Below are 21,479 nucleotides of genomic sequence, written 5' to 3' on the forward strand. Positions count from 1 at the left end.
TTAGCGAAAAGCCTCTTTCCGGGATCAAAGACAGATCCTGCTACTAAGGGGCAGTTCGTAAAGGCTGCAAAGATCATACGGCGCGCTATCAAGCGCAACGCCGACTTCAGTGGAGAGATGGTGTTCATACTCAAAGGGGAGCGTCATTCTGACCACCCTTGGATCCAAGACCTTCTGGAGATCGGATGAGCGACGCCGCGCGACTAGTTCAGACTATATGGAATTTTTGCCACACGCTCCGGGATGACGGCGTAAGTTACCTTGATTACCTGGAACAACTGACGTTCCTGCTTTTTCTCAAGATCATCGACGAGACGGAAGGTGAAGCGCAGATTCCAGCTTCGTACTCTTGGAGTAAGCTGAGCAGCCTGAAAGGGAATGCGTTGGAGGCTCAGTATTTCGCTACCCTTCACGAACTCGGCCGAGAGCCGGGGGTACTGGGCGCGATCTTCGATCGTGCGCAGAACAAAGTTCAGGATCCAGCCAAGCTTGCTCGGCTGATTAAGCTAATCGACGCTCAGAGTTGGCTCGATCTCGATACCGACACTAAGGGAGATATCTACGAAGGGTTGCTTCAGCGAAATGCCGAGGATACCAAAAGCGGGGCAGGCCAGTATTTTACGCCCCGGCCACTCATCCAGGCGATCATCGCTTGCATCCGGCCGCAACCGTTCCGGACGATCTGCGATCCAGCTTGCGGAACTGGCGGCTTCTTCTTGGCTTCGACTGACTGGTTACAAGGAGAAGCGGCGTGGCTCCGCGAAAACCAGTGGCTTGGGCGAGACAGCAACCCCCTGACCATGAGCGAGAAGGCGTTCCTTCGCGCAGAGACATTCCATGGGAACGAGATCGTCGCCTCTACGCGACGTTTGTGCCTCATGAACCTCTTTCTGCGTGGGATCGGCGGATTGGGCACGGAGCCGCTAGTGCAGCCTGGGGACGCGCTCGCCAGTCCACCCTCACGACGATTTGATTATGTGCTCGCAAATCCTCCTTTTGGTACCCGAAGCAGCATGACCGCAAATACAGACGGTCAAGATGACGATGACCTCACGTACCGCCGGCCTGATTTTTGGGTCACCACCTCCAACAAGCAGCTGAACTTCGTACAGCACATTGCCGGACTACTTGCCGAAGGGGGGGCGGCAGCCATCGTCGTCCCCGATAACGTACTGTTCGCCGCCGGGGCGGGCGAGCGTGTCCGTGAACGTCTGCTTAGCGAGTTTGACCTTCACACCATCCTGCGACTTCCAACGGGCATCTTCTACGCGCAGCAGGTCCGCGCGAACGTTCTCTTCTTGGAAAGACCGGCTGGTGGCTCAGGAGCAAAAACAAAACGTGGCACCTGGGTGTACGATCTGCGCACCAACAAACGGTTCACCCTCAAAGGTCGGCCAATGCGATTGAAGGATCTGAAAGACTTCGTCCTTCAGTACAAACCGAACGACCGTTCTGCGCGGGTGGAAACCGATCGCTTCCGGTTTTTTTCCAGGGAACTCCTCCTCGCCCGCGATCGCACGAGTCTTGACCTAAATTGGATAGCGGCCGAGGACCTCGGCGCAGGACCGATCCTACCCCCTCCGGACGTTCTCCAACAGGCAGTCATCGAGCAGCTTGAGGCTGCACTGGAAGCATACCGCGAGGTTGCGGCGACGCTTACACGCGCTTAATGCTCGGCGCTGCCGAGCGGTCAGATCACAGGCTATTCAATCGCGATTTCGTGCTGCCGCCAACGCTTCGACCATAATCGAGATACGCTCTAGATCCTCGACTGGGAGGCTGACAGCTGCCGCAGCTATTCTGTCCTTAAAGGTGGTGGCACCTCGCTTGTCAAGCTCGCCCAATGTTAGCGTCAAAAGGTGATTTGGAGTTGTCGCCAACACGTCGGCGATCCGAACCAGCGTTGCAAGGTCCGGCTCTCGCCGGCCGCTGACATAATTGCCATAGCGCCGCTCGCTCAAGCCAGCGCGCCGCGCCGCTTCGGCGTTCGATATCCCAAGCTCCTCGGCTCGTTTTCGAAGGTTTGTCGCGAACGGCTCCATAGGAACGAAATGTTCATGACATACCCCACGGGTCTATGTACGTTGTGGCGTGTTAGTCGACGCCATTTCGTGGGGGCAGGGTGAAGGAACAGTACGTCGGGGATATAAATGACTACCGGAAGTATGCGCTGTTGAGAGCGCTGTCGGCAGAAGGCGCAAACCGGGTCGGTGTGTGTTGGATGCTGACGCCTTCGGACGGGAGTTCGGACGGCAATAAGCTCGGATACCTGGAACAGACTGACCGCTATCGCCACTTCGACGCAGAACTGTTCGACATCCTGGCCCACGCCGCGTCGGAGCCGGATCGACGCCGATTGCAGGTCATCGAGGACAACAATACGATCCCCGGTTCTGCCTATTTCAACGACCTGCTCGCTGATGACCTCGCCGGCCGGCGGATCTTTATGGATGGATGCTTAGCCGACTTCTTGGGCGCCGATCTTGTGTTCTTCGACCCTGACAACGGTGTTGAGACGACTCTTCCGAAGGGGCGGAAGAATTCCAGCAAATACATCTATCTCGAAGAGCTTGCCTCGTTCTACGAGACCGGCAAGTCGCTACTGGTATATCAGCATTTTCCCCGCATCGAGCGTCGAGTGTTCATCGCTTCCTGTATGGATCGGCTTCGCGGGTTCGCAAAGGACACCGCCATCTGGGCGTTCACCACGGCGCATGTCGTGTTCTTCCTTGTTGTCCATCCCGAAAGCCCTGCGCGGCTGGCCGTCGCGGCGATGGAAGCCTGCGGCCGTTGGGAACCGGCATTCATCAAGGGCGAATATCTCGGACGCGGAGGCGGCGTGCCCAATAATTGACAGAGAATCTCGTACGTGATTTTTCAGATAACGAAGTGATTACAATAGGATAGACGAATGTCACAAGTTCTTCGAACTGCCGCCTTCCTTGTTCCGGCGATCGCTCTTGCCGCCTGCGCCGGCACCAATACGATCCGCACCTCATCCGATACGGCAATTGTCCAGGCGAGTGCTGCGCCCATCTGTAGAGGCACCGGGGCAGCCAAGGTCGCCCAGAAACAAGCTGCCATCGAAACGATCAAGGCCGGCTATGACCGCTACATCATTGTCGACGCAGCGAGTGCCAACAACGTCCAGGTTACCCAAACACCAGGAAGCTATCGCACATCCGGTACCGTCTATGGCGGGTACGTCAACGCAACGACCACCTACCAGCCCGGCATGCCTATCATGCACGGCACGCACGATCAGGCCTTCGCAATCAAGATGTTCCGAGACAGCGATCCGGGCAGCGGTCGAGCGATTTCGGCGCGCGAGACACTGGGACCGAAGTGGCAGGACATGGTGAAGGCCGGATCCATCCGGACATGCACCTGAGGAAATTTGGCGCGCATATCCATGCGTATGCAGCTTTGACCCAATTGCAGGGTCCTCCGGGTCCCTTTCCCTATCCCCCCACATCTTTCGCGAAGGGGGGAGGGTCGCGGCAGACCGCCGGGAGCGGTAGACACAAAAACAGAACGGGGCGCGATGTGCGCCCCGGCGTGTATCGTCCAGCGATGGGCTACTGCTGCTCATTCCGGCTCGAGGGCGATGTGGTCGACGGACTCGCACTCACCGTGTTCTTCGAGCGCCCATTCGATCTCTTCGGCGTTGAGGCCCATTAGCTCCACCGCGATTTCAATGCGGATCCATTCCTCCGATCCGGTGCGCTTATCTCTGACGAGGATGTGCATAGCTCTCTCCTGCTGTCCAACAGGACAGTAAAACACAGGGAGAGTCGTCACGCAATTATATGTGTAAAATCAGTATGTTATGCCAAAACGTCGCTGCGCGAACGCCACAGTTTCGGTCGAATTCGGCTACGTGGGGCCAGACCTGCGGGCAGCTACCTACATGCCGCCCAGGTCGCTGCCGGCGCCTGGCGTACTGCTGCTGGCCCGCCGCATAGCTGACGTACTAGCGGGCGCGCCTGGCTACACGCGCGCTGGGCACCTACTTATCCGGCGGGGTAGTGATTGATCAGTTTCCAGAAGCTGATGTCGAGAAATGAACCATCATCCAATTCGGCGAAGATACAGCGCGTAGGGTTGTCCTGATGCATCTTGCGAACGTACCGGACAACGCCCCTGTCGCCCAGTTCCTGTAGCTTGTCGGGGCGACTTTTAAGCACCGCGTCCGCGAATTCGGCATCTTCGCCCATGAGCTGGGAGCCGAGCATCCCGCGATTCAGCACTTCGCCGCCATACCGGGTAGCAGCTGCTTTCGACGAGAACTGAAAACGTCCAATGACTATAGGAATGGGCATGGTCTGCTCCCTAGATTAATGGTGAGAATTGGACCGAAGCGCCGGGACCTAGCCGCCGTAGGCCCGTTCCAGTGCGGCGACGGCGGCACTGCCGTCGCGCACGGCCTGGGTGTAGTGGCCGAGCGTCACAGTCGGATTGGCATGGCCGGCGATCTGAGCCACCAGACCGATCTCGATGCCCTGCGCTTGCAAGGTCGAAATGAAGGAATGCCGGGCGCTGTGCGGTGTGACATAGGGTAGGCCGAGCTGCTTGAAGACGGGCTGCCAATAGCGCTTGCGGAAGTTCTGGTACAGCAGCGGGCCGCCGCCACCGATGCGACCACGTGGCCATTCCTGGAGCCGGCCGGGGCCGGGAAATACGCGCTGCAGTTCCTTGCCCTTGCGTGGGCAACGGACCCGCCACGCAAACAGCATCTCCCGCAGCGTCGGGCTCATCGGGATATCGCGGGTTCCGGCCTCGGTCTTGGTCATTTCGGTCAGCGATCCATCGCGTTCCTGGATGCGACGGATGTGGATGACGTTGTTGTCGAAGTCGACTTCGCTCCACAGCAGCCCAAGCTGTTCGGACGGCCGTGTGCCGGCGAGGAAGGCAAAGGCATAGTAGGCGCCGTGTTCGAGATCGTCCTTGGCTGCGGCGATCAGCTTGCGGATGTGCTCTGAAGTCAGGATGGCCTTGTTGGGCTTGTGCTGCCTGCGGGTAAGTCCGGTCGGCATCGAGGGAGCACGCACCGACAGGTCCTCTTCGGCCAGAGCGAGGATGGACTTGAGGTGCGATTTAGCCCGATTGGCTGTGTAGGTGCCGCACTGCTCGACGATCGTGCGGTGCCAGACGCGGATCATCGCGGTGGTCAGATCTGTCAGCTTGATGTCACCGAGCAGCTTGATGAACCGCCCGTCCTTCGGCGCGACGCCTGTTTCGGTGAAGTCGGCTCGCTGCTGCGGTGTTCCAACCAAAAGCGGCCCGCGAATAGCTCCATTCACCACCACCTTATAGCCCATCAGGGTCGACGCTTTAACCTTGCCGATCTTGTCAGCTAGCCAATGGTCGATAGCCTTCCCCACGGTTGGCGCGGTGCGCTCGTCGACATAACTGCCCTCGGCAAACTTCAAGAGCAACTCGGTCCTGAAGGCCTCGGCATCCTTCCTGGTGTTGAAGGCCCTACGGCGGCGCTTCAGGAGCTTAGGGTCCTTGTACTCGCAATACCACTGCGGGTACGTGGCGATGGTGCCGCTCTTTAGCTTGCGGCGTCGGGTGGTTTTGGTGATGCTGACATTCTGGACGTTGTTCATTGGCTTGCCTGTTGGAGTCAAAAACAACGAGGAAAACACACCAAAGTAACCGGCACAATTAATCGCCAGATGCGCTCAGACGGGCTCGAACCCGTCCGAATTGTAACCAGGCATGTAACCTCGGATTATTGGCGGATGTCGAAGCCGCGAAGCGACGCGGCTCCTGAATTCTCGGATTCCGGCCTCATTGAGGTTGAAATCGCAGCGAAAGCGCCTCGTGGTCGCGCGGCGGTGCCCTATGTGGCGGCGTGCCGGCAGTGACGGCCACCCTGGGCGCACTGGCAGCTAGCGGGGGGGACTACTACCCCCAAGCCCAGCGCGGGCGACACTGCTGACCGGCGTCACAACCGTCACGCCGTCACATCAGAATTTCGGCAAGCCCATGCTGTCCGAGGAAGAAACTCTGATCATGCGTCCGCGTCGGTCCTTCTCCAGGAATTCTACGATAACGCCGGCCTTCGCCATTGCCGGTCGCATACGGTCCAATTGATTGGACAGGCGCGACGGCGATTGTGGTAGGCCCCGTTCGAAAGCCTTGTCCTCGTGATCAACAATCCTTGCAAACAGATCGCCGATATAGCCCACGAACGGATCGGTCCGCGTGATCGCTCGCAGCTTCATGACGAGAGGGTCGTCATTGACGCGATCCACGACGAACTCATGCTGAGCTGTCGCAATTGCCTCAATGACGGCGCCCGGTTCCTCACCTAAGGCTGTTTCGGCCGCCTTGATCCACCTCGCCGCATCAGCCATGCGCAGATGACGGGGTGGTTCGATATCATCGAAAGTCTGCAAGGCTTGTGAAACCGCATCGTAAAGCCCGCCGAGAATTGACGGCAGGATTCGTTCGAACTCGGACATCAACTCGGCCTCGGTTTTCCGGCCACCTTCGGGCATGGGAACCAGCTTTATTGGAATTCCACGTTCCATGAGGTCGGGCCGGTTCGCGTAGCCCGAAATGCCGTTGATCATGAAAGGGCGTGCAAAGCTCATGACATAGAGATCGCCATCGCTATAGAGTTTGCGCACAGCGATGCCGCCGCCCGTGGCCAAAGAGCACAACACATCAGACATCTCGGCTTTCATGCCTGATGCATTGTCGAAGCTGAGCAGCCTATACTCCTTGGCCTGTATCATCAGGTCCTGTGGTTTTTCGGGCAGGCGGAGCCGCAGCGCTTTGTTGGGATCGATGATCCTCTTGATGATCTCACAAAAGAAGCTTTTGCCGGAGCCTTGTTCCCCCTCAACAAGGAGGATGAAATAAGGACCGTTTGGCTTCAGCGCGTTGATGAGGAAGGCGATGAGCAGACGATAATTCTGATCGTCTAGCCCGAAGAATGTTTGAAGCGGTCGGAGGTCGCCCTCTTTGGCCGGATTAAGCAATTGCTCGAATCCAGCGCCTCGCACGAATTTGTACAACGTGTTTGCTTGAGTGCTCCAGCCTTGTTTGTCGATGTGGAGGACCGTGCCGTCGGGCCTGCCCAGATCAATGGATACAGCTTGGCTGTCACCGGCGATGCGAACATTCACCGCCTGAGAATTGCCGTCAAACAGAGCAACTGCTTCTATCGTCGCTATTGCCTCGTTGAGGGGACCTGTACCGACCGGTTTTTCCATCTCGCGGTGCGCCCGATGTCGCAGCCATGTTTTGAAGCCGCCAGAAGTTACGCGATGCGCAATCGCGGGGCCACTGGACGGAAGCGTTGCGAACGCGTTGCCATCGCCGTCGTTGAACAATTCGACAACTTCAGACAGAGCCAGCGAAACCAACGCGGCCGTTACCGTCTGGCTGGCTGGCGTTTGCTCGTCGAAACCCTTTTCACGAGCGGATTTGATCCAGCCGGGCAACTCTTTCAGGGAATCGCCGTCATAGTTCTCGGGTAGAAGGCCTACGAAGATAACCTCGATTTCCTCATCAGTTGCGCCCGCTCTGACCAGCACCGCCGTAAAGGGAACGCCTGCATCATGCGTAGCTTTGCCGCCGATGATGGTTAGGACATGTACAGAGCCAAGAGCCGTCTTGAGGATCGCGACTTCGCGCTCGGTGAATTTTGGTAGCTCGTCGAAATCGACCTCAAGAAGCGACTTGCCGACCACTTCATATGGCCTGCCCGTGTCCGGATGGATCGACGGTGGCATAACGGTCATTCGCCCTGCTGCCAGGAAGTCGATATTTCCGAGCCCCTCGACACCTTTGATGGTGGTCGATTTGAGGGATTTCGGCGAACGAACGAAAACGGTGATGCCCTTCTTGCCACGTTTCCCAGCGATGCAGGCACGACGCTCCGAGCGATTGAGGCCCAAGAATTCAAGCACCATCCGCTGCAGCCGATCATCGTCAACATCGACGGCGTTGATGTGAACGCCAGCAGCAGCCTGAAATCCAAGCAAGATGCCGATGCCGTGAGCTGGGTATCGTTCTTGCCAATTGCGCCGGGTTTGTTCATTGGCAAAGGAACCTAGCTGCCCCTGCCATCCCTTCATGTCCAGCGGGGGCCGTTTGGTGCCGGGCTCGACAGGTACGACTGGCAGGCCATACTCCCAATACCGGGGCGCCTGAGTTCCGAAGACAGCGTCAGACATTTTCACCTCCGATTTTGGAGGCGTCGATCGCCGAGACTACCTCGGACAGGCGAACTAGCTTACGGCCATTGAAGGGCGCGTAAGCGGGGATTGTGCCAGATTTAATGGCTCGGCGCAGCGCCCAGGTGTGGAGGTTAAGCCGTTTGGCCGCTTCTTTGATGTTGAGTAGGGGTTCGAAGCTACCGGGTTGCACCGGCGGCTGACGCAAGTTTTCTATAATAAGCTTTGTCATATCGACGCTCTCCTTAACTTGAGGACGCCGATGGCCATCGACACACGTGGTATCGCTGAGTTCGGGACTATTTTCTAAACCACCCCTAGGGTGGGGGAAGTCCAAGAGCGAATTGCGGAACGCCGATCAGGGGCTCGCTGTCGAGCTTTGCTATTTCCTTACCGGACAACTTCCCTCGAAACGCCTTTGTTAAGCGACGCGCATTGTCCAAGCTTTCCGACGCCTTGTCGCTCAGGAACTGATCAAACCATTGTCGCTGTTCGCCATCTGGCGAGCGTTTAGCAATGGAATTGATGAAGCTCTCCATGATCTCCAAAGCGTCATCCCTTTTTCGAGCAGGAGAAATCTTCCGATAATAGTGTGCAAACCATCGCCGATGGGCGTCCAGATTTTCGGATGCTTCCCGTTGGCGTCCAACATCTGATTTTGAATGGTAGACGAGGTACACGGCACCGGCGACTCGATTGAGCAAGCCCCAGGTACGAAGGAGTTCTGGCGAAAAGTCTCGTGCAGCAATGGATTTTTCGATCGTGGGAACGAGGCGTATTCCTAGCTCGATTTGCTCCTGCAGTTCAGCTTGTTTGATTGCATCGATGTAGGGGAGGACATTCCATGCTCTCACTGACATCCCAATGTCTTGATCGGCCCAACGTGCGGTGGTGTCGCGCCATACTGCCTTCTTGCCAGTTCTGCGATTGGCGGTGGAAATTCTCACGCCCACGGCCTCTTGTTTTGTTTCGAGGCGCATATTCAGCAAGTCGCGAATCTCGCTGAGATCGAATTCGAGCTTCGACCACATGTCTCCGATTTTTAGGTTGCGATTGGACACCTAGCTGTACCTCAGGTGAATGCGGTGGAGGGACTACTCCCCTACCTGCCGCGAAGACGGCGTGTGTAGGGTACCGTCACACACGTCACGCCGTCACCGTTCCGCGACTACAGTGACGCTGTGCCGGCGGTGACGCTACCTCACGGCCTAGTCTCGGGCTAGCGCGGGAAGGGATCCCGCGCCCGCGTGTCTGCGCTGCTGCGGAAAAGCGACGTATATGCGCAGCGTAGCGCATCGCGGAGAAGTGGGTATTTATTCGCCCCATGAATATCTCGGTGGTGGCGGGTCGCCTTCGGGGTCATGGAACTCGTCTGAGTCTGGGAACAGGTTCTGCTCTCTCAAACTGGCCGTAAGGGATTCAAGCTGGTTTTGGGCCTGTAAGTGCGCCAAGCGATTTTCCGCCCAGGCGATCATGCGGAGGTACTCAGGGCTGGCTTGTGGCAAAAGTTCGCTAGCCTTGGCGACCGTCACATTTAGGTCTGCAACCTCTCTTTGCAATTCAGCTAGCTTTCGGAGAAACCCCAGTCTGTTGGCTTCTCGTTCCTGACGTTTCTTGTGGAGTTCCCGTCGACGCGCCATGTGCTCGCGTCGTCGTTGTTCGGCCACTTGCTCTTCCCGGTGTGCCTTCTCGTAAACCAGATGGAACAAGATGCCGTCTGCGATTGCCTCAAGCATCGATTCCAAGCTCTGATGCTTGCCGTCGCCCCAATTTTTGCGGGCGCCCGCCGCCCAGTTCAAAACATGGAGTGTCAATTTCCCTGAATGAATGTAGTCGTACTCAGGCCAGAAGCTTTCCCAAGGAAGCCACTGCCCTCGGCGTCTCGCCAATTCCCGTCGCTGTTCGTGATCTTGTCGCTTCTTCAATTCGATTGGAGTGGGTTCGTGTTTTTCACGCCTCCGACTTTCAGCAATCTCGAATCGCACATCGTCGGGGCCAATCGCGACCCCAATTCCCTTCTCATTGTAGCTGAGAGCTATGTCTCTCTTTTCGAGAGCCAGAACGAGGTGATGCAAAAATGCCGTAACTCGCGTCACTGACGCTGGGTGGACGCGAATGCCTGGTATGGACAGCTCGCCATGCTGGTCCCGTTTTGCCGACTTTAACGCCGTGGTCAGAGGTGAGATCGAGCTATGTGGACGCTTCACGGGCTCGAGTACTAACGGTTCCTTTGCGATGGAGGGCTCAAAGGATTTTTCCGGCGTCAGTTTGGCTTTCTGCCTGATTTTTGATTGCTCGACCGCGTTACCTGCCCGCTGAATTGCGAAGGCCACGTATGGGTTCACCGCGGGTTTGAAGCCGCCGATGTGTATTGTCTCCAGTGCAGGATTCTCGATTTGCCATAGCGGCGTCTTCGTCGCCGACTGGCCAGCCTCCACCTTTGCCCAATAGCCGCGACCAGGCACGGGCACATGGTAACGCAGGCAAGTTTTGGCTAATCCTCGATCAGAAATGTCGAGCTGCTTTGCGAGTGTAGCGATCGGAGTCGACCATACGAGATCGTACAATTCTTGTCGGGTGTAGGTTCGTTTCATTTGTTCAATTTGCGCTGCCGCCTGGAGTGCCTCACTTTGGCGATAGATAGGCGCAGCGCCCACTAGCTTATCTTAATGTCGAACAGAAGTTTCAATGCCTGCCCAACCACCTGCCTGAAATCAGAAATCTGAGTATCGGTAATTCCAACTGTGGCCCTCTCGTGCACGAGCTTGTTTCTCAGCGTGTACATATGGTTGATCTTTGGCATCAGGGTTGCCAGTTTGGGGATGTGGGGAGCAACCTCGTTAATAACTTTATGGCGAGACTTGAAGATTTCAAGTATTTTTGTGTCGTTATATATGTGAACCGGAAACAGATCAGTTCTATTCACGATGAATTCTTTCATCGAAATCTCAAAATTACTATCGAGAAGTATGAGAGCTGCACGGTTTTTGGTTTCAAGCTTTTGGCGCGAAATGATGTCCACTAGCCCCATTGCCTCGACAAGGCCGAGTGTCCAAGGGCTGCTAGAGATAACATTTTTGTTCTTTATCTTCAGGGTGTCAGCATGACGACGTTTGCCAGCAGGTAGAATTGGCAGCACCAATCGCGACTTGCCGATCGCCTGCGGATCGATGCTTTCGATCGTGCCTTGGGGATATGCGAATACGCCTTCATCTCGGTCATTTTTCATACGGCGCGAAAGCATGGAAAAGTATGTAACCAGGTTCAGGATCGTCGGCCGAATCTGCTTGAAGACAGGGTTTGAGTAGTTGATGCCGCTTTTGCTGCTGTTCCATGGCATTATCTCGGGTGGACCGGACATTTCCACGATGACGCGACATAGGGAGGCGTCGGGATGCGGAATACCGGCAGACCCAGTAACATACCCAACTTCCCAGCTTTTGAGCTCCTTAACGATTAGTCTGCCGTTGCAATAGAAGTAGACTCCGTAGTTGTCCTCTGCAGGGCTTCGGTCGAGGATCAGCCCAGCGGTTGTGGTGATCGCTATCTTGTCTTTCCCGTTCGGCGACACCTCGAAACTTGTCGAGCGTGGTGCGTAACCGGGCGGATATGCCCAGTTGTTAAACCGAGCCGGCTTTGCCTGCTCACCTTCGACCTCTATAGAGCAACCTTGCTCAATGAACGATGCGTAGGTTCCTGACACGTGTGCCTTGATATTTTCTACGTCATCATCAGTAAAAGTTTGGCGGAGGTGAGAGATATCAATTCTCGTCGTACCTTGCGCTATTTCTGCAATCTCGTAGACGGGCATTTCCCAGTCTTCCGAGGCGAGCCACTCTGGCGTAAGGTCAAGTTGAAAGCTTTTTTGCTTCTTGTAGCGAGTTCTTATTTCTACTCGTTCACCCAAAGCGACCGCTGCCCGCTTGCTTCCGACACCGAAGACGCCGATTACGTTATCGTCTGAAGAATGATGGCTGGCACCGGGGGCGACAAGAAGATGAAGGTCCTGTTGCTGGACGCCCCCTGCATTATCTTCGACAGAGATGAGTTGCCGCGCACTGTCGAGCCTAATGCGTACGGTTATGCCTTTTGGCTTTCCGTTAGCTGTCCAAAGGTCAACGGCATTGTCGACTAGCTCACAGAGCCCCGTCTTGAGGTCATAGTCGCTGATTATCGACATAAACACCCGTTTGAGAGGTGTTCCGTCGATTGGTGAGACCTCTCTCTTCACCGAAACAATGTTCATTGTCCCCCTCCACGTGAAGTATCCCTCACGGTATATCGCAGATTTCCTAGTGACCAAAAAGCAGAGATGATATGCGGACCACCTAGAGCAGATCGAATTTGCCGTTCTTGACTAAAATTGACGGAACACGGCACTAACAGTCATCGGCTAATGCGTGATTGTCATGGGAAGTGACAGGCGCTCGCCCACATCCTGATCCTGGTAGGACAGCCTAAAATGACCATAGGATTGACGATAAGCCCAGCGAGCGCGTTCACTGTCGAGCAGCGCAAGGCGTTCGAGGCGTTGGTTTTGCAGGACCCACAGGTTCAGAGAGAAGGTCTGACGGGCCGTATCGCAGAAGCGCACTACCTTGCCCTCCTCTTCCTCAACGACGAACTCGTAGGAACCAATGCGATCAAGAGTAATCGACCGTATCAACGAACTCTTGAGGAGCGTGCAGGGGTTTCGCTTGCCGATGCCGAGTACTTCGGAGAGATCGGCTATCTGCACGTTGACAAACAATGTCGCCGGGCGCGCCTTGCCGATATCTTGCTCCTTGGCACCTTCGCGGTCGTCAAAGGCCAAGGTCTGTTTGCGACCATCCAGTCGATGAACGTGGCATCACGTCGACTGTTTGAGCGCCACGGATTCACCCAGGTTGGAAACTCTTGGCCTTCAAACAAGATAAAGGACCGGGTCAATCTATATGTTCGACCGGGGTAAAGGTGACGACTACCATCTCATTCGGCGATTGGCCGGTTACCGCGCGGTTACGCTTCCCGCATTTCGTGGCCGTCCCAGCTACTTCGCCGCAGTTTACTGTACTCTGATCTTAAGAGAGTGCTTCAACTTTCCAAGGCGTCGTTATTCCGTGTATTCGAGGTCATTGGAACACTCTCCATCGTACTGCTGCGACGCTACAGTTTCTCGTTTGCCAAGGTTGGGGTCGAGCGTTCGAATCGCTTCACCCGCTCCAATTACTCCACGATAAGGCCGCGGCTAACACCGCGGCCTTCGTCGTTTCTGGGGTCCGGCAAGGCTGACTGGTTGCCTATGGCCGCACGGCGGCTTTTCGTCTGCGAACGGCAAGCAAGATCAAGCCTTCCAGCCCGACGACCGTGCAGGCGGCCCAGAAGCCTATCTGAGCAAGATCGTGTCCGCTGCTGCGCAAGGCAAAGCCCAGGCACAGGAACGGGGCGTTCCACGTCAGGCAGCCAAGCGTGGTCGCTGCCAGGAACGTCTTGAGGTCGAGCCGCAGGGCACCGGCCGGCAGGGCCAGGTAGATGCGAACCGCCGGAACGACCTGGCCCGACAGCGTCACCCAGAAATGATTGCGGCGGTAGCCGTCCGTCAGCCGATCGTAGAAGGCCAGCTTCAGCAGCACGAACCTGCCGTAGCGGCTGACGGCCGCGCGGGCCCGTTGTGGACCGAGCGTCCAGCCAATTGCATACCAGCCAAGCCCGCCGAACACCGAGCCGAGCGTCGTGGCAACGATGGTGAACAGCAGAGCCGGGCCGTCCGGCACTGTCAATCCCAGCAGCATCAGCAGGATGTAGGAGGGAAACAGCGGCACGAATTTCTCGGCTATGGCGAGGCAGAAGATACCGGCAAGCCCGAAGCTCAGCAGCATCGCGACGCCTTGCGGCATGTCGATCGACACATCAGCGCTCATTGCACCTCTCAATCCGGTAGACCGAGGCCGGCGGCACGTTCCAGAGGGTCCGGCCGACAAAGGCTGAGACGAGCTTCAGCTGGCCGAGCACGGAAGTGGGTACAGGACAGCGCGGGCCGTAGGTGATCTGGTAGAAGGCGCCGCCGGGCCTGAGGTGCTTGAATGCGCCGGCCAGGATGGCGGCATGCTGCTGGGGTTGCATGGCGCGGAAGCCGAGCCCGCTGACCACCGCGCCTGTTGTGGCCCGGTCGAACAAGGCGATGTCGCCGAGCCGCGTCGCGTCCATCTTGAGCACGTGCGCCCGCGGGAATCGCTTTTTCAACAGCTCCACAAAATCGGCGCTGAATTCGACCAGTGTCAGGTCGCTTTCGCGGACGCCGCGCCGGAGCAGAGAATAGGTGAACGAGCCGGTGCCTGGCCCCAGCTCGAGGACGGGTCCTGTGGCAGCGTTTATGTCCTGTGTCATCAGGTCGGCGACACGGGCGCCCGACGGGGCGACGGCGGCGATGCTGCGCGGATTGCGAAGCCAGGCCAGGAAGAAGGGTGGAATATCAGCGAGCGACATTCTGGCCATCCACGACAATGGTGTGAGAAAAGGGCGCGGGTTGTCGTTCGACCGTGAGGCCGCAGGTGGCAGGCAGCATTGATTGGGTCCTATCCAGTTGAGGGCCGGAGAGGTCACACGCCCGGATTGAGAAAACCTGTCAGGCAAAAGGATTTCGCAAACTGGGGCGCCTTGTTGCCGGTGAGGGCGGGAACGCCCTGTTGCGGGCGGCATGACAGGTTTTCTCAATGCAACCATGTGGCCGAGTGGCTAAACCATCCGGGCGAGCGGCGGAGCGGATTGATGCGCGTGCTTTTGGTGGAAGACGAGCAGGCCATGGTCGGGGTCCTGCGCAGTGGGCTGGTTCGCCACAACATGGTCGTCGATGACGTGGCCAGCCTCGCGGATGCGGAAGCCGCTCTCTACAGGGACATCTACGACGTGGTGGTGCTGGACCGGAGGCTGCCCGACGGAGACGGGCTCTCGCTCGTCAGGTCGCTGCGGGCCAACGGCAATGTGGTGCCGGTGCTGGTGCTGACGGCAAAGGGCGATCTGATCGACCGGGTTGCCGGCCTGGACAGCGGGGCCGACGATTATCTCGGCAAGCCTTTTGCCTTCGAGGAGCTGCTGGCGCGACTGAGGGCCATCATGCGGCGGCCGGTCAACCTGCAGCCCGACGTCGCCAATGTCGGCCGCATATCGTTCGACTTCACCCATCGCGAAGCGCATGTCGGAGGCATTCACCTGCGCATGCCCCGGCGGGAATTGCTGGTGCTCGAGGCGCTGATGCGGCGTATGGGCCGCATGGTGCTGCGCGAAACGCTGATGGAAGCGGTCTTCGGCATGAACGACGACATCGAGTCGAATGCGCTCGACACCCATATCTCCAGGGTTCGTCGCAAGCTGGTGGACGCCGATGCTGGCGTCGTCATCAGCGGCATTCGCGGCGTCGGCTATCTGTTGCGCGAGACGCCGTGATGGCAACAAGGCCGCCGTCGCTCAAGTGGCTTCTGGTCAGCCGAATGGTGACGCTGCAGGCGGCCATGATCGCGGCGTTCCTGGTGTTGATCGTCGCTGCACTGTGGGGCACAGGCTATCTCGTCGACGATTATGAGGGCGGCAGCCTCGATGTGCTTGCGGATGCCGTGGTGCGGGACGCCAATGGCAGGCTCGCCCTTGCGCCGACATCGGAACTGGCGCGGCTCAGGACGCATGCACCTGGCCTGTGGTTCGTCATGCGCGACAAGACGGGACACCGCTTGAGCGAAGGCACGATACCACCTGTCTATGCGCCCGTCGCCGGTATCATCGAGCAGCTGAACGACGCGCGGCTGGGCCATCCGCTCGGCGACGAAGCCAAGCCCGACGCGATCGTCAAATGGACCGATACCGCTGCCGGCAAGGTGCAGATCCTGACCGGCACGCAAGGCCGGATGTCCGTCCGGCGTTTGCTTGCGGGTGTCTCGGGTGGGTTCATTTCGGTGATCTTGCCGGTGATCGTTCTCATGGCGCTGGCGACGATGGTTGCCACACCGCTTGTCGTGCGCCGCTCGCTGGCGGGCCTGGGGCAGACGGTGTCGCAGGCCACGCGCATCGAGTTCGACAAGCGCGGTGTGCAGCTGCCGGTGAACGAGGTGCCGGTCGAAATCGGTCCGCTTGTCAGCGCCGTCAATGATGCGCTCCGGCGTCTCGATGCGGGGTACGAGCGCCATCAGCACTTCCTCGCCCAGGCCGCGCATGAATTGCGCACGCCCATCGCCATCCTGAACGCGCGTGTCTCGGCGCTGCCGGCAGGCGCGGACAAGAGGGAGCTGCTCGAGGATGCGGCGCGGCTGACCACGCTCGCCGGGCAGCTGCTCGATCTGCAACGGCTCGACCAGAAGGGGAACCGGTTTGCACCCGTCAATCTCGTCGCCATGGCCAAGCAGGTGGTGTTCGATCTCGGGCCGCTGGCGCTCGCGGCGGGTTACGACATGTCGTTCGAGCCCGAGGTGGAGACAGTTCCGGTAGAGGGTGACCAGACATCGCTCGAACGGGCGCTGACCAATCTGGTGCAAAATGCCATCGATCATGGCGGACGCCAGGGCGTTATCACAGTACGTGTGGGTGCCGCCGGCTTCGTCGAGGTCTGCGACGAGGGGCAGGGCATCGCGGCCGATCAGCGCAAGGCGATCTTCGAACCGTTCAACCGCCTCAAGCCCGATGGGCGCGGCGCCGGGCTGGGACTCAACCTGGTGCGCGAGATCATGGCGCTGCACGGGGGGCAGGTCGCGGTTATAGAGACTGCGAAAGGGGCATGCCTCCGCCTTTCATTTCGATCGAGTGATTAGCCGGCTTTCTGTCGGCGCGCAGTTTCTATGAATCTAGCTGGACTCGGCGGGGAAGGGCGGGCGCAGCGTCTGCCTGCGGCGCAGCGACTTGGTGAGCCAGGCGGTGAAGCTCGGCTCGATGGGCAGCATCAGCGGCAGGATCAGGACGTCGGAGGCGCCGGCTGCCCGCAGCGAGCCAAGGACCTCGCGCAGTGACGGCGTGCCTTGCTCGGTGAAGCCGAAGCTGGCGCCGGCGACGCCGGGCAGCGCGGCTGCAAGGTCGGTAAGTTGCTGCATCTGCTTGTGGGGTGCTGCGGCAAAGGCGGACTTTGCGACGAGCAGCACATGCGGTTGTGGCGCGGAGTTGTTTTCGGTTGAGTTCGACACCTGCAATCCCTGACCAGCCGGAGCGGGAGTGCGGTAACGCAGGCCGAACGGCGCCGGAACGGCAACCGATTCAACCGCGTCCCTGTGGTACACTCCGCCCACGGAACCTCACTTGGTCAGGCAGGTCTCCTGGCTCGCAGGTCGTCGCTTCACCGCCTATCTTCCCGGCTTCATGCCAGTGACGCGGTGGGCAATGTGGCTCGCCGCTTACAGTTGCGGGGCAGCTTCGGCTTCTACGAATTCCCTCTTAGCTCCCGCCCAGAGGCGGGAGAACCATAACCGTGCGGCACGCTATAGTGGCGCGCCGGTCAAGCGCGCAAGCCGCGAAGCCGGCAACTATTCAGCCGCCTCGGAGAAGGCCGTCGGCAGGTAGTTGAGGATCGGCGCCAGCCAGCGCTCTGCTTCCTGGAGCGACATGCCCTTGCGCTCCGCATAGTCCTTGACTTGATCGCGCTCGACCTTGGCGACGCCGAAGTAATAGCTCTCGGGGTGCGACAGATAGAGGCCCGAGACAGACGAGCCGGGCCACATGGCCATGCTTTCGGTCAGGGTCACGCCAGCGGTTTTCTCGGCGTCGAGCAGGCGGAACAGCGTCGTCTTTTCGGTATGGTCGGGTTGGGCCGGATAGCCGGGCGCCGGGCGGATGCCGGCATAAGCCTCGCCGACCAGCTCGTCACTGGTCAGCTTCTCATCCTTGGCATAGCCCCAGAATTCCTTGCGGACGCGCTCATGCAGGCATTCGGCAAAAGCCTCGGCAAAACGGTCGGCCAGCGCCTTGACCAGGATCGAGGAGTAGTCGTCATTGGCGCGCTCGAAGCGCTCGGCGATCGCCACTTCTTCGATGCCCGCCGTCACCACGAAGCCGCCGACATAATCGGCTTTGCCGCTGTCGGATGGAGCGACGAAGTCGGACAGCGCCACATTGGGCCGGCCGTCGCGCTTGGTCAGCTGCTGGCGCAGCGTGAAGAGGGTCGCGAGCTCGCTCTGGCGGGTATCGTCGGCGAACAGCCTGATGTCGTCGCCGATTGTGTTGGCCGGCCAGAAGCCGATCACGGCCTTGGGCGCGAACCATTTCTCGTCGATGACCTTTTTCAGCATCGCCTGGGCGTCTTCGAACAGCTGACGTGCGGCCGCGCCCTGCTTCTCGTCCTCGAGGATCTTGGGATAGCGGCCCTTGAGCTCCCAGGTCTGGAAGAAGGGCGTCCAGTCGATGTAGCGGGCGAGTTCGGCGAGCTCCCAGCTTTCGAACACCTTTGTGCCGAGGAAGCTCGGCTTCGGCGGCGTGTAGCCGGCCCAGTCGACCTTCTGCGCATTGGCGCGAGCGCGGGCCAGCGGCAGGCGCTGCTTCTCGCGCTCGGAGCGCTCATGCGCCTCGGCGACCTTCACATATTCGGCCTGGATGCCCTCGACATAGCCGGCCTTCGCCTCCGGCGAGAGCAGGCTCGACACCACGCCCACGGCGCGGCTGGCGTCGGTGACATAGACAGCCTGGCCGCTGGCATAGCGCGGGTGGATCTTCACTGCCGTGTGGACGCGGCTGGTGGTGGCGCCGCCGATCAGCAGCGGGATGTCGAAACCCTCGCGCTCCATTTCGGCGGCGACATGGGCCATTTCGTCGAGCGAGGGCGTGATGAGGCCGGACAGGCCGATGATGTCGACATTCTGCTCGCGCGCGGTCTGCAGGATCCTGGTCGCCGGCACCATGACGCCGAGGTCGATGATCTCGTAGTTGTTGCAGGCGAGAACGACGCCGACGATGTTCTTGCCGATGTCGTGGACATCGCCCTTCACCGTCGCCATCAGAATCTTTCCCGCGCTCCTGCGGTCGGAGCCTCCATTTGCGGCCTTCTCGGCCTCCATATAGGGCAACAGCACGGCGACCGCCTGCTTCATGACGCGTGCGGATTTCACCACCTGCGGCAGGAACATCTTGCCCGCGCCGAACAGGTCGCCGACGACATTCATGCCGGCCATCAGCGGGCCTTCGATGACATGCAGCGGCCGTTCGGCCTTCTGGCGCGCTTCCTCAGTGTCGGCGTCGATGTATTCGGTGATGCCATTGACGAGTGCGTGCTCGAGGCGTTTTTCGACCGGCCATTCGCGCCAGGCGAGGTCCTTTTCCTTGGCCTCCTTGCCTGCCGAACCCTTGTAGCGCTCGGCCAGTTCGAGCATGCGCTCGGTGGCGGTGCCGCCCGACTTCGGTACGCGGTTCAGCACCACGTCCTCGCAGGCCTCGCGCAGCTTGGGGTCGATCGATTCATAGACGGCCAGCTGGCCGGCATTGACGATGCCCATGTCCATGCCCGCCTGGATGGCGTGGTAGAGGAACACGGCGTGCATGGCCTCACGCACCGGCTCGTTGCCGCGGAACGAGAAGGACAGATTCGACACGCCACCCGAGACGTGGACATGCGGGAGCGACTGCGTGATTTCCCGCGCGGCCTCGATGAAGTCGACGCCGTAATTGTCGTGCTCTTCGATGCCGGTGGCGACAGCGAAGATGTTGGGGTCGAAGATGATGTCCTCGGGCGCGAAGCCGGCCTGCTCGGTCAAAAGCTTGTAGGCGCGGGTGCAGATCTCGACCTTGCGCGCCTTGGTGTCGGCCTGGCCTTGCTCGTCGAAGGCCATGACGACGACGGCGGCGCCATAGGTGCGGCAGAGGCGGGCATGATGCAGGAAAGCTTCCTCGCCTTCCTTCATGGAAATCGAATTGACGATTGCCTTGCCCTGCACGCATTTCAGGCCGGCCTCGATGACCTCCCATTTGGAGCTGTCGATCATGACAGGCACACGCGCAATGTCGGGCTCGGCGGCGATCAGGTTGAGATATTCGACCATCGCCTTTTTCGAATCGATCAGGCCCTCGTCCATATTCACGTCGATGATCTGGGCGCCGTTGGCGACCTGGTCGCGGGCGATGTCGAGGGCGGTGGCGTAGTCGCCTGCCGTGATCAGCTTGCGGAACTTGGCCGAGCCGGTGACGTTGGTGCGCTCGCCGACATTGACGAAGGGAATCTCCTCGGTCAGTGCGAAAGGCTCAAGACCCGACAACGCCATGATGGCGCGGTGCTCCGGCACCTGGCGCGGCGGGTGCTTGGCAACGACTTCCGCGATGGCGCGGATGTGCTCGGGCGTCGAGCCGCAGCAGCCGCCGGCAACGTTGATCAGGCCTTCGCGCGCGAACTCCTCGACCTGGGCGGCCATGAATTCCGGGCTTTCGTCATACTGGCCGAAGGCGTTGGGCAGGCCTGCATTGGGATAGGCGCAGGTGAAGGTGTCGGCGACATCGGAGAGCTCCGACAGATGCGGGCGCATGGCGTTGGCGCCGAGCGCGCAATTGAGGCCGATGGTGAAGGGGTTGGCGTGGCGCACCGAGTTCCAGAAGGCAGTCGGTGTCTGGCCCGACAGGGTGCGGCCCGAGAGGTCGGTGATGGTGCCCGAGATCATGACCGGCAGGCGCACGCCCTTTTCGAGGAAGATCTCCTCGCAGGCGAAGATCGCCGCCTTGGCGTTCAGCGTGTCGAAAATGGTCTCGATCAGGATGATGTCCGAGCCGCCGTCGATCAGGCCGCGCAGTTGCTCGCCATAGGCGAGGCGCAGGTCGTCGAAGCTGACGGCGCGGTACCCGGGATTGTTGACGTCGGGCGAGATCGAGGCGGTACGGTTGGTCGGCCCGAGCGCGCCGGCGACAAAGCGACGGCGGCCGTCCTCCTGCTGGGCACGGATGGCGGCGCGGCGGACGAGGCGGGCGCCGTCTCGGTTGAGCTCGTAGACCATGTCCTCCATGCCGTAGTCGGCCTGGGCGATGGAGGTCGATGAAAACGTGTTGGTCTCGATGATGTCGGCGCCGGCCTTGGCGTAGCGGTAGTGGATCTCCTCGATCGCCTTGGGCTGGGTCAGGATCAAAAGGTCGTTGTTGCCCTGCTGGTGGCAGGCGCAGCCACCGAAGCGGTCGCCACGGAAATGATCCTCGTTGAAGCCGAGTCCCTGGATCTGCGTGCCCATAGCCCCGTCGAGCACGAGAATGCGCTCGCGCGCGGCCGACTTCAGCGCGGCCATCACCTCCGACCCATCCGATCTGGCGGAAACGGCCCCGAACAGGGCGTCGAGGGAGGAGGTGTTTTGCGACATTTTACGTCCTTTC

General features: G+C 59.4%; 19 protein-coding genes and 1 riboswitch. Of the genes, 6 read left to right on the forward strand and 13 right to left on the reverse strand.

Annotated features, from left to right (window positions below; all coding sequences use genetic code 11):
- Positions 1 to 185: 185 nt before the first annotated feature.
- Positions 186 to 1,670, forward strand: a complete 1,485-nt coding sequence (locus NDO48_RS07230; protein ID WP_267321212.1) for an HsdM family class I SAM-dependent methyltransferase — start codon at positions 186 to 188, stop codon at positions 1,668 to 1,670.
- A gap of 36 nt (positions 1,671 to 1,706) precedes the next feature.
- Here the strand turns inward: NDO48_RS07230 and NDO48_RS07235 are convergent, their stop codons facing one another.
- Positions 1,707 to 2,042, reverse strand: coding sequence for a helix-turn-helix domain-containing protein (locus NDO48_RS07235; RefSeq protein ID WP_267321213.1), 336 nt, complete (start codon positions 2,040 to 2,042; stop codon positions 1,707 to 1,709).
- A gap of 80 nt (positions 2,043 to 2,122) precedes the next feature.
- On the opposite strand from NDO48_RS07235, the gene NDO48_RS07240 reads away from it, so the two are divergent.
- Positions 2,123 to 2,854: a hypothetical protein gene (locus tag NDO48_RS07240; protein WP_267321214.1), complete on the forward strand. Its 732-nt coding sequence runs from the start codon at positions 2,123 to 2,125 to the stop codon at positions 2,852 to 2,854.
- A 57-nt stretch (positions 2,855 to 2,911) separates the two neighbouring features.
- Entirely contained in the window at positions 2,912 to 3,391 is a 480-nt protein-coding gene (locus NDO48_RS07245) for a hypothetical protein (protein WP_267321215.1), read from the forward strand.
- A 197-nt stretch (positions 3,392 to 3,588) separates the two neighbouring features.
- Here NDO48_RS07245 and NDO48_RS07250 read toward each other — a convergent pair whose 3' ends face one another.
- From NDO48_RS07250 to NDO48_RS07285, 8 genes are all read right to left on the reverse strand, one after another.
- Positions 3,589 to 3,750: a hypothetical protein gene (locus NDO48_RS07250; RefSeq protein ID WP_267321216.1), complete on the reverse strand. Its 162-nt coding sequence runs from the start codon at positions 3,748 to 3,750 to the stop codon at positions 3,589 to 3,591.
- Positions 3,751 to 4,013: 263 nt separating this feature from the next.
- Positions 4,014 to 4,322, reverse strand: coding sequence for a DUF3223 domain-containing protein (locus NDO48_RS07255; protein ID WP_267321217.1), 309 nt, complete (start codon positions 4,320 to 4,322; stop codon positions 4,014 to 4,016).
- Positions 4,323 to 4,370: 48 nt separating this feature from the next.
- Positions 4,371 to 5,612: a tyrosine-type recombinase/integrase gene (locus tag NDO48_RS07260; RefSeq protein ID WP_267321218.1), complete on the reverse strand. Its 1,242-nt coding sequence runs from the start codon at positions 5,610 to 5,612 to the stop codon at positions 4,371 to 4,373.
- A gap of 363 nt (positions 5,613 to 5,975) precedes the next feature.
- Positions 5,976 to 8,195, reverse strand: a complete 2,220-nt coding sequence (locus tag NDO48_RS07265) for a bifunctional DNA primase/polymerase (RefSeq protein ID WP_267321219.1) — start codon at positions 8,193 to 8,195, stop codon at positions 5,976 to 5,978.
- Complete coding sequence (locus tag NDO48_RS07270; protein ID WP_267321220.1) at positions 8,188 to 8,427, reverse strand: excisionase family DNA-binding protein; 240 nt, start codon at positions 8,425 to 8,427, stop codon at positions 8,188 to 8,190. The genes NDO48_RS07265 and NDO48_RS07270 overlap by 8 nt, the downstream gene beginning before the upstream one ends.
- An 85-nt stretch (positions 8,428 to 8,512) precedes the next feature.
- Complete coding sequence (locus NDO48_RS07275; RefSeq protein ID WP_267321221.1) at positions 8,513 to 9,256, reverse strand: hypothetical protein; 744 nt, start codon at positions 9,254 to 9,256, stop codon at positions 8,513 to 8,515.
- 252 nt (positions 9,257 to 9,508) lie between these two features.
- The gene (locus NDO48_RS07280; RefSeq protein WP_267321222.1) at positions 9,509 to 10,789 is read right to left on the reverse strand and encodes a hypothetical protein; all 1,281 of its coding nucleotides are present in this window, start codon (positions 10,787 to 10,789) and stop codon (positions 9,509 to 9,511) included.
- A 62-nt stretch (positions 10,790 to 10,851) separates the two neighbouring features.
- Positions 10,852 to 12,441 (reverse strand): ATP-binding protein, encoded by a 1,590-nt coding sequence (locus NDO48_RS07285; protein ID WP_267321223.1) that lies wholly within the window; start codon positions 12,439 to 12,441, stop codon positions 10,852 to 10,854.
- Between the two features lie 216 nt (positions 12,442 to 12,657).
- On the opposite strand from NDO48_RS07285, the gene NDO48_RS30545 reads away from it, so the two are divergent.
- Entirely contained in the window at positions 12,658 to 13,146 is a 489-nt protein-coding gene (locus tag NDO48_RS30545; RefSeq protein WP_416377186.1) for a GNAT family N-acetyltransferase, read from the forward strand.
- A 328-nt stretch (positions 13,147 to 13,474) separates the two neighbouring features.
- On the opposite strand, the gene NDO48_RS07295 is transcribed toward NDO48_RS30545, so the two are convergent.
- Positions 13,475 to 14,095 (reverse strand): DedA family protein, encoded by a 621-nt coding sequence (locus NDO48_RS07295; RefSeq protein WP_018430415.1) that lies wholly within the window; start codon positions 14,093 to 14,095, stop codon positions 13,475 to 13,477.
- Positions 14,085 to 14,660, reverse strand: a complete 576-nt coding sequence (locus tag NDO48_RS07300) for a class I SAM-dependent methyltransferase (protein ID WP_267321225.1) — start codon at positions 14,658 to 14,660, stop codon at positions 14,085 to 14,087. The genes NDO48_RS07295 and NDO48_RS07300 overlap by 11 nt, the downstream gene beginning before the upstream one ends.
- Before the next feature lie 282 nt (positions 14,661 to 14,942).
- On the opposite strand from NDO48_RS07300, the gene NDO48_RS07305 reads away from it, so the two are divergent.
- Complete coding sequence (locus tag NDO48_RS07305) at positions 14,943 to 15,617, forward strand: response regulator transcription factor (RefSeq protein ID WP_267321226.1); 675 nt, start codon at positions 14,943 to 14,945, stop codon at positions 15,615 to 15,617.
- A complete protein-coding gene (locus tag NDO48_RS07310; RefSeq protein ID WP_267321227.1) occupies positions 15,617 to 16,969 on the forward strand; it encodes a sensor histidine kinase in 1,353 nt (450 codons plus the stop codon). Before NDO48_RS07305 ends, NDO48_RS07310 begins: the two co-directional genes overlap by 1 nt.
- A gap of 33 nt (positions 16,970 to 17,002) precedes the next feature.
- Here NDO48_RS07310 and NDO48_RS07315 read toward each other — a convergent pair whose 3' ends face one another.
- Together NDO48_RS07315 and metH are read right to left on the reverse strand one after the other, a co-directional pair.
- Positions 17,003 to 17,335 carry a CbiX/SirB N-terminal domain-containing protein gene (locus NDO48_RS07315; RefSeq protein ID WP_267321228.1) on the reverse strand — a complete coding sequence of 111 codons (333 nt, stop codon included), beginning with the start codon at positions 17,333 to 17,335 and terminating at the stop codon, positions 17,003 to 17,005.
- Between the two features lie 101 nt (positions 17,336 to 17,436).
- Positions 17,437 to 17,628, reverse strand: a riboswitch (cobalamin riboswitch).
- A gap of 43 nt (positions 17,629 to 17,671) precedes the next feature.
- A complete protein-coding gene (gene metH, locus NDO48_RS07320; RefSeq protein WP_267321229.1) occupies positions 17,672 to 21,466 on the reverse strand; it encodes a methionine synthase in 3,795 nt (1,264 codons plus the stop codon).
- Positions 21,467 to 21,479: the final 13 nt, after the last annotated feature.

The sequence above is a fragment of the Aminobacter sp. MET-1 genome (assembly GCF_026521175.1).
Taxonomy (GTDB): Bacteria; Pseudomonadota; Alphaproteobacteria; order Rhizobiales; family Rhizobiaceae; genus Aminobacter.

Bases quoted from the DNA above. Each gene is read 5' to 3' on its own strand.
- NDO48_RS07230 (WP_267321212.1), top strand. From the start codon at position 186: ATGAGCGACGCCGCGCGACTAGTTCAGACTATATGGAATTTTTGCCAC.
- NDO48_RS07235 (WP_267321213.1), bottom strand. From the start codon at position 2,042: ATGGAGCCGTTCGCGACAAACCTTCGAAAACGAGCCGAGGAGCTTGGG.
- NDO48_RS07245 (WP_267321215.1), top strand. From the start codon at position 2,912: ATGTCACAAGTTCTTCGAACTGCCGCCTTCCTTGTTCCGGCGATCGCT.
- NDO48_RS07250 (WP_267321216.1), bottom strand. From the start codon at position 3,750: ATGCACATCCTCGTCAGAGATAAGCGCACCGGATCGGAGGAATGGATC.
- NDO48_RS07255 (WP_267321217.1), bottom strand. From the start codon at position 4,322: ATGCCCATTCCTATAGTCATTGGACGTTTTCAGTTCTCGTCGAAAGCA.
- NDO48_RS07260 (WP_267321218.1), bottom strand. From the start codon at position 5,612: ATGAACAACGTCCAGAATGTCAGCATCACCAAAACCACCCGACGCCGC.
- NDO48_RS07265 (WP_267321219.1), bottom strand. From the start codon at position 8,195: ATGTCTGACGCTGTCTTCGGAACTCAGGCGCCCCGGTATTGGGAGTAT.
- NDO48_RS07270 (WP_267321220.1), bottom strand. From the start codon at position 8,427: ATGACAAAGCTTATTATAGAAAACTTGCGTCAGCCGCCGGTGCAACCC.
- NDO48_RS07280 (WP_267321222.1), bottom strand. From the start codon at position 10,789: ATGAAACGAACCTACACCCGACAAGAATTGTACGATCTCGTATGGTCG.
- NDO48_RS07285 (WP_267321223.1), bottom strand. From the start codon at position 12,441: ATGAACATTGTTTCGGTGAAGAGAGAGGTCTCACCAATCGACGGAACA.
- NDO48_RS30545 (WP_416377186.1), top strand. From the start codon at position 12,658: ATGACCATAGGATTGACGATAAGCCCAGCGAGCGCGTTCACTGTCGAG.
- NDO48_RS07295 (WP_018430415.1), bottom strand. From the start codon at position 14,095: ATGAGCGCTGATGTGTCGATCGACATGCCGCAAGGCGTCGCGATGCTG.
- NDO48_RS07300 (WP_267321225.1), bottom strand. From the start codon at position 14,660: ATGTCGCTCGCTGATATTCCACCCTTCTTCCTGGCCTGGCTTCGCAAT.
- NDO48_RS07305 (WP_267321226.1), top strand. From the start codon at position 14,943: ATGCGCGTGCTTTTGGTGGAAGACGAGCAGGCCATGGTCGGGGTCCTG.
- NDO48_RS07310 (WP_267321227.1), top strand. From the start codon at position 15,617: ATGGCAACAAGGCCGCCGTCGCTCAAGTGGCTTCTGGTCAGCCGAATG.
- metH (WP_267321229.1), bottom strand. From the start codon at position 21,466: ATGTCGCAAAACACCTCCTCCCTCGACGCCCTGTTCGGGGCCGTTTCC.